The following is a 12,732-nucleotide window of genomic DNA, read 5'->3' as shown; positions in this document are numbered from 1 at the left end:
TAACCGAGCCAATCGGAGTTAGCAGGAGGGTTAAACATGGACATAATTCAAGAATTGCTCAAAGGCGTACCCTTGCCCAGGATGGTCAAAATCCGTCAAATTTTTCCCGATCCGGAAGTTGACAATTTATCTGAAACCCTACGGGCTGAGATAGCCAAACCGAATGTTGGCGAGCGTATTAAACCTGGCATGCATATTGCCATAGCTGTCGGCAGCCGTGGCGTGGCCAAGATCCCGACGATCACTAAAGTAGTAGTGGAAGAGGTCAAAAGCAGAGGTGCGATACCCTTCATTGTTCCCGCTATGGGCAGTCACGGCGGGGCGACGGCGGAAGGCCAAAGGCATATACTGGAAGGTCTGGGCGTAACGGAAGATGTGGTGGGTTGCCCCATTATTTCATCAATGGAAGTCGTTGAAATAGGACGCTTAGACAACGGGCTTGCCGTACTTATCGATAAAACGGCTCATGAAGCGGATGGAATCATTGTCATTAACCGTGTCAAACCCCATACCGCATATCGCGGTCCCTGCGAAAGCGGCCTGGCTAAGATGCTTTCTATCGGGCTGGGTAAGCAAAAGGGAGCAGACTCTTGCCATGCGTACGGTTTTAAGCATATGGCTGCTAACGTTATTGCCATGGCGGAGGTTAAAATCGCCCGTTCCAATATTCTTTTTGGAATTGCAACAGTGGAAAATGCCTATGACAAGGTGGCAAAAATTGTTGCTGTACCGGCGGCAGAACTCATTGAAACAGATAAAAAGCTGCTGGTGGAAGCCAAGGCAAACATGCCCCGGATCATGTTTGATAACATTGATGTGTTAATTGTAGAGCAAATAGGCAAGGATATTTCCGGCGATGGTATGGACCCCAATATTACGGGCAGATATCCTACACCTTATGCCTATGGTGGCCCTGAGATTGGCAAAGTAGTAGCGCTTGACCTGACTGAAGCCACACATGGCAATGCAAACGGTATGGGTGAAGGTGATTACACAACACGCCGGCTGTTTAATAAAATTGATTGGCCGAGCACCTATGCCAACGCATTAACGTCTACCGTGCCGCTGCCGGTAAAAGTGCCGGTAGTTATGGAATCTGACCGTGATGCCATTTTAGCGGCTATTAAAACGTGTTGCGCGCGGGATATAAGTAAAGCCAGGGTTGTCAGAATCAAAGACACGTTGCATCTTGGTGATATTTATGTGTCAGAATCTATGCTCGAGGATGCCCGCAATAATCCTAACATTGAAATCTGTGGTGACCCTCAAGATCTATTATTTGACTCAGACGGCAATCTCATTAAATAGAAGCCGGACAGTCAATAGCGATAATCCGGGTCTAACAATGTGCTGCATAAAATGCCCCCGCTTGTGTCGTCAGCGGGGCTGCTTTATTTTAATCTCCGGTGCGGAATGTAATTTTACAGTATATTAGCAAAAAGGGGGCTTAGTATGAGTATAAAGGCTAAGTTTTTGATCCTTAGTGTAGGAATTGGTATTATATCTAATTTAGTAGCCGGCGCAGGTGCGCTTCATTTTAGTCAGTCCGGCGGGGCAAGCGATTTCGAGACAATTGCTCTGTACGTTTTGGGGATTGTGGCGGTAATCCAAGCTATTAGTGCTGCCATTATCTGGTTCGGAGCGTCAGTAATATTACGTCCGGTAAGTCTGCTGACAACGGCAATGTCGCGTTTACGGGGGGGAGACCTTAATATTCAGATTGATTACACCGATGACGATGAATTAGGAAAGCTGGCGGCGGCATTTAACAGCACGATAGCTGGTTTGCGTGAAACGGTGAGTACCATATTTGCTGAAGCGGAAAAATTATCAACCGGCAGTTTGGGGCTTGCTGCTTTAACTTACGAAACCAAGCGGGTTGTCGGTGAGATATCTCAGAGTACAAATGAGATCGCGGAAGGATCACAACAAATTGGCAGTATGGCCCAGGAAACGGCTGCGCAGGCAGATAAAATGTCAGAACTTGTGCAGACAACTGCGGACCGGATGCAGGTGGTTTCGCAAAGTGCCGATGAAATCAGTAATTCTTCCGCCAGCGGCAGGCAAGCGATTGAACATGCGACCCGGGTAATTAATGAAATTGCTGCCACTACTCAGACCAATGCGGTCATGGTTGAGCGTTTATCGGAAAAATCATACCAGGTACGGGATATTTTGGCTATGATTGAGAATATCACCAATCAGACCAACTTGCTGGCTCTAAATGCGGCAATTGAGGCTGCCCGGGCCGGAGAACAAGGGAAAGGATTTGCGGTAGTTGCTAATGAAGTCCGCAAATTGGCTGAACAATCTCAGGAATCGGCAAAACAAATTAGCATGATTGTTGAACAGATGCTATCAGATATGGATAAAATCGTGGAAGTATTCCGCAATACTTCCCATGGTATGAGTTCAGGCGTGGAAACTATGTACCAAGCCGGTTCCAGTTTTGGTAATATAGCAAACCATGTTGATATTACCCGTAAAGAGATTGCGGATGTTGTCCACTATACCCGTGAACAGACTAATTTCACTGTTAGCCTGCGTGAAGCGGTCCATCAAGTTGCCAGCGTTTCTCAACAATCCATCGCGGCTACGCAGACTACTGCAGCCGGTACGCAGCAAGTAAATGCAACCATTGAAGAAATTGCGGATAATTCCCGGATACTGTCCCGCTTGGCTGGTGAGTTGCATCAAAGCTTATTACATTTTAGCTTGTCAGGTAAACGTATGATCCGGGTTGCTCTGGGGCTGTCAGAAACCTCGCCGGCTTATATCGCAATGAAAAAGTTTGCCGATCTGCTTGCCCGACAAACCGATGGCTGTTTTGATGTGAAAATTTTTCACAGCTCCCAATTGGGTGATGACGCCGAAATTTTGGACAAGCTGCGAAATGGCAGCCTGGATATGACGCTTATTTCCTCCACACCGGTGGCGGCCATCGCCAAGGAATTAATGCTATTCGATTTCCCGTTTCTGCTGAAGGATGAGCAAGTGGTGGACCGGGTGCTGGAAAGTCCGTTTGGAAAAAGTATGCTTGACGTTTTGGATAAATACGGACTACACGGCCTGGCGTTTGTGGAAAACGGGTTCCGTGACCTGACCAATTCGCGGCGGGAGATTAGTAAACTGGAAGACTTTCAGGGACTGAAAATCAGGACCATGGTTAATCCCATTCACATGGAAACTTTTAGACTATTAGGAGCTGAGCCGGTGCCGATGGTGTTCGGTGAGCTGTATTCTGCCTTAAGCCGGCAGGTTGTTGACGGTCAGGAAAACCCGCTGTCTACAATTATCAGCAGTAATTTTTACGAAGTGCAAAAGTATTTAACAATATCTCACCATGTTTATACGCCGTTTATCATGATGTGTTCAACGAGCTTTTGGGATAATCTAAATGATGCCGATAAACAGGTTATTGCACAAGCTGCCAGAGAAAGCGCGCTATACATAACGGAATATAACCGTAAGCTTGAGCAGCAATTGCTTGGTGATCTGGAAAGTAAAGGGATGCGGATATCCAGGATAGAAGATGGGGAATTGAAACGGATTCAGCAAGCCGTCCAACCGGTATTTGATAAATTCAAAAATGAAGTGGACGCCAAATTAATGGATGAGCTAATGTCCATCATTAATAAACGGTAAGGGCGGTCTGTCACCAGAGGTTATTGGTAAATCTTCCGAATTAGTCATTCCGTAGCTGCAGCTCAAGTCAGTACTCATCTGAGGTAGAAGATAAAGTAACATTATCTCAACAATCACTGGTAAAATAAGAAAAAAAGACGGTGTTAGACTTGGCGTTTGGCCAAGTCTTTTCTTATGCCGGTAATATTGTGTTTTTGCATGTATATGGGTAATATGTAATTGTACATTTGATGCAATTGCCTGTGAGTGATCGTGGGAAAGAAGGTAATGTATGAGAATTGCGATTATAGCACCACTCGAAAGTATTGCACATACTGCTCACGAAGTTTTGGCGAACCCGAAGTTTAATTGGCAAGCGGATTTTGATATTGTCCATGGGGACTTGGAAGCCGGGCTGGAACAGGCGTATCGTGCCGTTGAACGAGGTGCTGAGGTTATCATCAGTCGTGGCGGGACTGCTTCCTATATTGCGAGTCATATCCAGATTCCCGTTGTGGAAATACAAGTTACCGTGTTTGATATTCTTCAGGCACTGCAATGTATTAATACTATTTCAGGTGTGGTAGGTGTAGTCTTTACAAGACGGCTTTTGTTTGAATGTGAGAAGCTGGGAAATATGATCGGTATCCCAATGCGGGAATATTTTATCGAAAATGAATTAGTCCGGCAGGAAATCATTAATGGAGCAATCCGGGATGGAATTGAAACATTTCTGGGGGATGCGTCTTCGGTAAATTTGCTTAAGCAGCAAGGGCTGAAGGTATACCCGATTGAATCAGGTACTGATGCTGTGGCCAAAGCCGTCCATGAGGCAGTTTGCCTGGCCGGTGTCCGCCGCAAGGAACGAGAGAAGGCTGAACTTTTCCGTACCATCATCGATTCTTCTGCTGAGGGCATTGTCGCTATTGACAGCAAAGGGCATGTGACGACCTTTAATCCAACTGCCGAACAAATTTTTCAGATTCCTAGTTCCAGTGCGGTGGGAAAATACATTGGCGAACTTGTCCCTGACGACAAATTGAGAGGATGCCTAACCGGTGACAAATGCGATAACGAAGATGTTAAACTCATTGGCGACCGGGTGTATGCCATTAAACGCATTCCCATCAAACTCAATGGGGAGGTAGTCGGAGCGATTGCCAATCTTCAAGATGTTACCCAACTGCAGCGTTTTGAGCAAGTTGTCCGGCAAAAGCTAAATAAAAAGGGCCTTGTGGCCAAATTTCATCTGGAGCAACTGATCGGATCTTCTCGGGCATTAGAGTTGGTTAAGGAGCGTGCCCGGCAATATTCCGCCACTGACACGACCGTGTTGATTACCGGAGAATCAGGAACCGGCAAGGAACTGATGGCGCAAAGTATCCATAATTTAAGCAACAGAAAAAATGGTCCTTTTGTCGCGGTAAATTGCGCAGCTCTACCGGAAAATTTATTGGAGAGTGAATTGTTTGGTTATGAAGAAGGGGCATTTACCGGTGCCAAAAAAGGAGGGAAACCGGGCCTGTTTGAACTTGCTCACGGCGGTACGATTTTTTTAGACGAAATTGGCGAGATTCCACTGGCGTTGCAGGCAAGGCTTCTCCGGGTTTTACAGGAGAAAGAAGTGATGCGGCTGGGTGGCGATAAAGTCATTCCCATTGATGTGCGCGTCTTGTCCGCGACCAATCAGGAGTTAATGAAGTTAGTAGAAAAGAAAGAATTCCGGGCTGACTTGTACTATCGCTTAGATGTTCTCCGGTTGCATATTCCGCCGCTAAGGGAACGACGGGAAGATATACCTGAATTAGTACGGCATTTTGTGAAAAAGTATTCAGGTAAGAAAATAGGTCTTACCGATGAGGCTATTTGGCTAATGCAGAGATACCCTTGGTATGGCAATATAAGGGAACTGGAAAATGTTGTGAAACGTTTGGCTTTGTTAGTCAGGGAATCCATGATTGAAGCAGAGGATGTCCGTCAGGAGCTTGCCGGCTGTGAGTTTTTAGCTGATTCTGAATCCGGCCGGACCAGCGATAGTCTTGATGTATGGGAGAAACAAAAAATTGACGAAATATTGTTGGAAGAGAAATACAACTATACCCGGGCTGCCAAACGCCTGGGCGTGAGCCGTACAACTCTGTGGCGCAAAATGAAAGAATGGGAAAAAATGAATTGAATAAAATGTGAACAAATTGTAAAGCACGAATTGTTGCAAAATGTAACAATTCGTGCTTTACTTTGTATTAAAACGTTATAATTGCTATATTTTTATGTTTGGCATGAAAATTGCAATTTATCTGGATGTACTGTAAGTTCTGTAAAAGGAGATGGTTAAGACAGCTTGCTTGTAAAGCTGAGAATGTATCACTGTTATGAAAGTCATATCTATTATTATATTGGGAGGAGAAAATAGGAATGAGTAAGCCTAAAGCACTTGTAATGAAACCAATTGATAATGTGGCTACAGCGACTCAAGAGATTGCGGCAGGAACCGATATCGTGGTGAGCGTGGACGGCAAGATGATTAATATTCATGTTACTGAGAAAATTCCCTTTGGTCATAAGGTCGCTATCCGGGATATTGCCGCAGGTGAGAAAATTATAAAATATGGCGAGGCTATCGGTGCGGCCACGGTAGATATACGCCCGGGACAGCATACCCATGTGCATAATTTGGGAGGCTTACGCGGCCGCGGTGATTTGGAAAAGGAGAATAAATAATTTTCGATAAAAAAACTCGGGACTTAGTTTGATTGACTACTTAATAATAACAACAGGAGTGAATTACTGATGGAATTTATGGGATATCGCCGCCCGGACGGTTCGGTGGGGATTAGAAATCATGTTTTGGTTATACCTACTGTAGTGTGTGCAAACCAGGTAGCCAGGGGAATTTCCCAGAATGTGAAAGGAACGGTCTGGGTTGAACATCAGCATGGCTGTTCCCAGCTTGCACCGGACGCAGCTCAAACTGCCCGGGTATTTATTGGCCACGGCACTAACCCCAATGTTTTTGGAGTGGTAGTAGTTGGCTTAGGCTGTGAAGTAGTACGGGCCCAGGATGTGGCAGCAGAAATAAAAAAACAGTGCCCGTACAAACCGGTTCATTGTGTCATTATTCAGGATGCTGGGGGATCGTACAAGGCGATTACCGAAGGAGCCATTGAGGCCCACAAAATGGTTGAACAAGCATCGCTGCTTTCGCGTGAACCCATTGATATATCGGAATTGATTTTGGGCACAGAATGCGGCGGGTCTGACGCTTGTTCAGGACTCTCGGCTAATCCGGCTTTGGGTGAAGCCAGTGACCTTTTGATTGATGCCGGCGGGACGTCTATTTTATCTGAAACCCCCGAACTTATTGGTGCAGAACATATTATTGCCCGCAGAGCTATTAATGAAGATGTAGCCAACCGCTGTTATGCAACCATAAAAGCTTTCGAGGATTCTGCCAATGCCATTGGGGTCGATATGCGTGGCGGTAATCCAACTCCGGGCAATATTGAAGGCGGGTTGTCATCCATAGAGGAAAAATCACTGGGCTGTGTCTACAAGGGTGGAACCAGGCCGCTCGTGGATGTTATTGGCTACGCCGAGAAGATTACGAAAAAAGGACTTATTTATATGGACACACCGGGCAACGATATTGAGCAATTAACCGGGATGGCCGCAGGCGGCTGCCATATTTGCGTCTTTACCACAGGGAGGGGAACACCTACCGGCTCAGCCATTGTCCCAACGATAAAAGTTGCGTCAAATACCGCTATGTACAACAAAATGAAAGATAATATCGATATCAACGCCGGCACAATCGTTGACGGTGAAGAAACGATACAACAGGTAGGGCGCCGCATTTTAGAGGAAATGGTGCGGGTGGCTTCCGGAAAGTTGACTAAGGCCGAAATTCTTGGGCACAATGACTTTGGTATTCAGCGTATAGGCCCGACTCTGTAAAATGTAGACCGGTTAAATAACTATTATAGTGAATAAATTTAGTAATGCTAATTGAATTGATATCGTACAGGTCGAACCAGAGATCTGTACGATATTCTTTTTCTTATCGCTTGCTGTCCTGCCTGTTTCTGGCGGGCGGTCTTACCAATCCCAAGAAATGGCCGAGCAAGAATCGGTGGTTAGTGCATGGGCTGACAGGAAAAAAAAAAATCCCGTCGAATCAAACATATTTAAACAAGCAATAGTATTTAATTATGATACTTGCTGTATGTTAAAGCCTATTATGTTATGGACAGGAGCGAAAGACTTATGAGTAATGGTAAACCAACAATGGTAAAATCGGCATCGCGCACACTTGATATCATTGAATTTATTGTAAAAAGCCCTAAGCCTCCTACGTTTACCGGCATACAAGAGTATTTGGATATTCCCAAAAGCTCGTTATCCTATTTGCTCCAGGATTTAACAAACCGTGATTACATCCAATTTGATCCCGATATGAGAGTGTATTATCCGGGATTAAAGTTAATTCAATTAAGCGCTTCGTGTATGAACAACACTAACATATCGCGGGAAATCTGGCAGGGAACTAAAAACCTGAGCAATGAATTGGGGGAAACTGCCCATGCCGCTATATTAGAAGGGCGTTTTGCCGTTTATATTGCAAAATGTGAGGGAGTGAAAGATTTAAGTGTGGTAACAACCATAGGTTTCAGAATTCCTGCACATGCTACTGCCGTCGGCAAGATGTTGTTGTCATCGCTTAGTGAAGAGGAACTAAAATCACGTTTGGGAAATGTGGAACTTGAGCGTTATACAGAGAAAACGGTAGTTACGTATGAAAAATTAGTGGAAGAACTACAAGAAATTGCCAAACAAGGCTACGCGATTGACAATCAGGAAATCATTCCGGGCGGTATTTGTGTGGCTGCGCCTATCTATGATAAGACTCATAAAATGATTGCCGCCATGAGTGTAACCATTCCTGTAATGCGGGTTACTGACGAATTTATGAATGAAGTGCGTAATAAGGTACGTTTAGCGGCGGTTAATGTATCGATGCGGCTGGGGAAATTGTAAGAAAACAAAAAAAATATCAAATATTGCAATACCGTGCAGGAAAAATTGGGGTTGATGGAGAATACAAAAATATAAAAATCATGAAGTAATGTTTTATTCATATATAAGAACGAAGTTCTTATATATGAAATTAACTAATAATTTTTAAAATTGATACTAATGACTTGGTAAGTATTTGTAAGTAAGGATTGCTTAGTATGTTCAAAATAAAGAACAATGTTCGATATAATGAACAAATTACTGTGAACATGTACTTATAGCATGTATAATGGCTCTGCTTAATACTGCAAATAAGCATAGGAGTTGATTTAAATGTGGGTAGCAGCGGTTAGGGAGAAACCCCGCAGTTTGGTGGCTGCTCAAGGTTTAGCTGTGGCTGGTTTCCTGGCTTTAGCGGCGACAACCTTTGCTCAGGATAATTTCTTTGTTTCATCACTGTTTTTGCTTTTAGCATTCTATTACGGAAGAAAGTTAGTAACATTGCCTAAGGTTGGTAACCGAACGGCTGCTCAATCTGTCCCGCTTGACACTTCCGCTGTCAGAGAAGAACTCGCAGCCATGCAGGCCTATTACCGGCGTCTGCAAAAGGGGTGGCAATGGGTTGCTGGTTTGGGCTGGGTATTTACGGTACTAATGGCAGTTTTCGCTCCCTCTGTTTTTATCATTGTAGTTGTACTGTTAGCCGGATATGCCGGCTATGCCTGCGCAAGATGCCGCCAAGCCGTTCGTCTTATCGAGATTGGACTTCAACAGGAAGGGAGGGATTGAGGGGGAAGGTTTTATGATCAGGCACTCATTCAAATAATACAGGAGGGATTGATATTGGATAACGACAAATTGTTTAAGTATCCGGAACCGGACCGCAACCTTACAATAGGCTGGAAAGGGTTATTAGCCTTCATGGGGCCGGGCTTTATTCTGGCGTCGGCAACGGTGGGCAGTGGTGAGGTGTTTTTTGCGCCGCGCGGCGCAGCAATATTTGGCTACGGCGTGCTCTGGTGCCTGGTATTCGGTGCGCTGGCCAAAGGTTTCATGTCATATTCCGGGGTGCGGTACATGGTCCTTACCGGTGAGCACCCGGTTGCCCGGTGGGGCCAGATCTTCCCCGGGCCGAAAAATTGGTTTCCTGTTTTGATGGGCCTGCTTGCTGTAGCCAGCTTCCCGTCGCCGGCGGCTACGGCTGGGTGGAAAAAACTCAAACAGCTATTGTTATTACTATGACCCTGACAACCATTATTGCCTTGTTTGCGTCTAATCCCGAGTGGGGTAAAGTTATCCTTGGTCTGATTCCTAACTTGCCTGTCTATGAGCCGTGGGTTGCTGCTAAATATCCGGATGTGGCCAGCCGGCCGATCTGGCTTGAAATGGTGGCCTATGTCGGCGCCATTGGCGGCGGTACTTACGATTACATCGGTTATATCGGTTTATACCGCAATAAGGGTTGGGGTGTTCTGGGGCTGCCGAATTTTAAAGAGGTGGAAGCAAAAGTTCTTGCCAGCAGTGGTGATAAGCCGCTTGCCCTGCCGACGGAAAAGGAAGAAGTAAACAAAGCCATGACCTGGCTGAAGGCTGGCCAGGTTGACACTATCGTCAGCTTCGGCGCACTTCTGCTAATCACCGTTGCTTTTACAGCGTTAGGCGCTTCTATGCTGCATACCCAACAACTTGTCCCTGCCGGACTAAAACTCTTTGAGTACCAGTCCAAGTTCCTCACGGAACTTCATCCGTCACTGCTTTACCTGTACTATCTCGGTGTGTGGTGCGCCTTGTGGGGTACGCTATATAGCATCATTGAGCTCTATCCCTCTACAACTTATGAATCTTTTGCTCCTGCTTTCAAATGGGTAAGGGACCGGGGACGTCAAGGGGTTGTCAAATATGTTTACGTCTATATAGTTGCCGTTGGTCTTGCCTATAACTGGCTTGGATTCAATGTTGTAACAATACTGACCATTGGTGGTATTTTAGGCGGCTCTCTCGGGTGTGGCTTGTGGGCTTTGGCCCAAGTGTGGACGGAAAGCAAAATGCTGCCGCCCGAGTACCGGATGAGACCGGCGGTCAAATACGCTACAATTTTATCAGGCATATTCCTGCTTACTATGGCCTTCCTGTCAATTGGCCAACAATTCGGTCTTTTTTAAGTAGAAGCAGGGAGGTAGTGCAAGGTTAATAAAGGCATTACCTCCTTTCCCTATAGGCGTTGTAACGGGCTCGCCAAGTGGGGCTTAACCTGGAGAGACAAGTGAATATTGTTGCCTACTGTAGTAGTAGTCGGGAATTTGAATTAGTATTGCTTTAGAAAAAATAAAATAAATTAGTTAAATATTTTTGAATTTAGCAGGAAAAAATGAGTTGATGGAGTATATTAGTAACTAAAGAAATAAACAAAGCATTTTGTCTGTTCATAAACATGAACCCGGTTCTTGTATGTGAAGACACTAAGAATTTATTCGTTTTTTGTGACTGATAAAAAATTACATATTAGTTTATCCAGAACCTGAATAGTGTTGTACCGCTATAGACTTTATGCGGTAAATGTATCTTGTTCGTTATATTGAATATCGTTCTGTTATGCGAACAAACGAAAATCACCTACCGCCTATCTTGCTACACGGATTTTAGGCGGAGAAATTTAAAGAAGTAGATTACAATACGGGCCAAATTCAAGAATTTGCATTGAATTGGTCGCGTTGGCAAAGGAGGGGGAATGGGCCGGTAGGAATAATTCAATTATCGCATGTTTAAAAGGTCGAATGTTAGAAGTACAGGGGGAGGTGCTCATTATGGGTGTTATCCAAGAATTGTTGATGAATGTGCCGATGCCGCGAATGGTTAAGGTTCGTCAAACCTTTGAAGCACCGGAAGTTGGCGATCTGGCAGGAGTTTTACAGCAGGAGTTTGGCAAAGAGGGAATTGGTGACCGCATCCGACCGGGAATGCGCATCGCAATTGCTGTGGGCAGCCGGGGGGTAGCGGAAATTCCGACGATAACCCGGGTGACAGTGGAAGAAATAAAAAAACGGGGCGGTAAGCCTTTCGTGGTACCGGGGATGGGCAGCCACGGCGGTGCGACTGCAGCAGGTCAGAAGCAGGTTTTAGCTGATTTAGGGGTAACTGAAGAAAATGTTGGTTGTCCGATTGTATCGTCCATGGATGTGGTGGAAGTTGGCAAGCTGCCCAACGGGCTTGCGGTATTAATTGACAAAAATGCTTATGAAGCAGACGGTATTGTTGTAATCAATCGGGTTAAGCCGCACACGGCCTATCGTGGGCCTTGTGAAAGCGGCCTGGCCAAAATGATTACCATCGGGCTGGGGAAACAAAAAGGCGCCGATTCCTGTCATGCCTACAGCTTTAAATATATGGCCGAACATGTTGTGGAAATGGCCAAAATCAAAATTGAACGCGCCCGGTTTTTGTTCGGTATCGGTACGGTTGAGAACGCCTATGACAAGGTAGCGAAAATTGTTGCCGTACCGGCGGAGAAAATTATTGAAGTTGATCAGCAGTTACTTGTTGAAGCCAAGGCGAGAATGCCGAGAATTCTGTTCGATCAAATGGATGTACTTATTGTTGACCGGATCGGCAAGGAAATTTCCGGTGACGGCATGGACCCCAATATCACCGGACGGTATCCAACTCCGTATGCCAGCGGCGGGCCTGATGTTACCAAACTGGTTGTACTTGATTTGACTCCCCAGACGCACGGCAATGCCAATGGAATGGGGGCTGCCGATTTTACTACCCGCAAGCTGTTTAACAAAATTGATTACGATAGTACTTATGCCAATTGTTTGACTTCCACTATTGCCGTTCCTGCCCGGATTCCCATTATTATGAATTCTGACCGGGAAGCAATTTTAGCAGCTGTCAAAACATGCAACGCCCGTGATATATCGAAAGCCAGAGTGGTAAGAATTAAGGACACGCTTCATTTAGGTGAAATATATATATCGGAAGCCATGCTTGACGAAGCCAAAGCCAATCCGGCCATTGAAATTTGCAGCCAGCCTGCCGTAATGCAATTTGATGCCGAAGGCAATCTTATTGGTTAGCTGTTCATTTACGGTGTAA

10 protein-coding genes are annotated in these 12,732 nt (G+C 45.4%); all 10 read left to right on the top strand.

The window, feature by feature from the left end; genetic code table 11:
- Positions 1-36: 36 nt before the first annotated feature.
- The 10 genes from SCACP_RS18250 (at position 37) to SCACP_RS18205 (ending at position 12,713) form a co-directional block, all read left to right on the top strand.
- Positions 37-1,308: a lactate racemase domain-containing protein gene (locus SCACP_RS18250; RefSeq protein WP_425058928.1), complete on the top strand. Its 1,272-nt coding sequence runs from the start codon at positions 37-39 to the stop codon at positions 1,306-1,308.
- 144 nt (positions 1,309-1,452) lie between these two features.
- Positions 1,453-3,645 (top strand): DctP family TRAP transporter solute-binding subunit, encoded by a 2,193-nt coding sequence (locus SCACP_RS18245; RefSeq protein WP_425058927.1) that lies wholly within the window; start codon positions 1,453-1,455, stop codon positions 3,643-3,645.
- A gap of 271 nt (positions 3,646-3,916) precedes the next feature.
- On the top strand, positions 3,917-5,800 hold the full coding sequence (locus SCACP_RS18240; RefSeq protein WP_425058926.1) for a sigma 54-interacting transcriptional regulator: 1,884 nt from the start codon (positions 3,917-3,919) through the stop codon (positions 5,798-5,800).
- A gap of 239 nt (positions 5,801-6,039) precedes the next feature.
- Positions 6,040-6,345 carry a UxaA family hydrolase gene (locus SCACP_RS18235; RefSeq protein ID WP_425058925.1) on the top strand — a complete coding sequence of 102 codons (306 nt, stop codon included), beginning with the start codon at positions 6,040-6,042 and terminating at the stop codon, positions 6,343-6,345.
- Positions 6,346-6,414: 69 nt separating this feature from the next.
- Positions 6,415-7,578 carry a UxaA family hydrolase gene (locus SCACP_RS18230; protein ID WP_425058924.1) on the top strand — a complete coding sequence of 388 codons (1,164 nt, stop codon included), beginning with the start codon at positions 6,415-6,417 and terminating at the stop codon, positions 7,576-7,578.
- Positions 7,579-7,887: 309 nt separating this feature from the next.
- On the top strand, positions 7,888-8,658 hold the full coding sequence (locus tag SCACP_RS18225; protein ID WP_425058923.1) for an IclR family transcriptional regulator: 771 nt from the start codon (positions 7,888-7,890) through the stop codon (positions 8,656-8,658).
- Positions 8,659-8,970: 312 nt separating this feature from the next.
- Complete coding sequence (locus SCACP_RS18220; RefSeq protein WP_425058922.1) at positions 8,971-9,426, top strand: hypothetical protein; 456 nt, start codon at positions 8,971-8,973, stop codon at positions 9,424-9,426.
- A 54-nt stretch (positions 9,427-9,480) separates the two neighbouring features.
- Positions 9,481-9,879, top strand: coding sequence for a hypothetical protein (locus SCACP_RS18215; RefSeq protein ID WP_425058921.1), 399 nt, complete (start codon positions 9,481-9,483; stop codon positions 9,877-9,879).
- Complete coding sequence (locus SCACP_RS18210; protein ID WP_425058920.1) at positions 9,843-10,799, top strand: hypothetical protein; 957 nt, start codon at positions 9,843-9,845, stop codon at positions 10,797-10,799. Before SCACP_RS18215 ends, SCACP_RS18210 begins: the two co-directional genes overlap by 37 nt.
- A gap of 642 nt (positions 10,800-11,441) precedes the next feature.
- Entirely contained in the window at positions 11,442-12,713 is a 1,272-nt protein-coding gene (locus SCACP_RS18205; protein WP_425058919.1) for a lactate racemase domain-containing protein, read from the top strand.
- Positions 12,714-12,732: the final 19 nt, after the last annotated feature.

This window comes from Sporomusaceae bacterium ACPt (genome assembly GCA_041428575.1).
Taxonomy (GTDB): Bacteria; Bacillota; Negativicutes; order Sporomusales; family Sporomusaceae; genus Sporomusa_D; species Sporomusa_D carbonis.
This window is presented reverse-complemented; position numbering and strand designations above follow the sequence as displayed.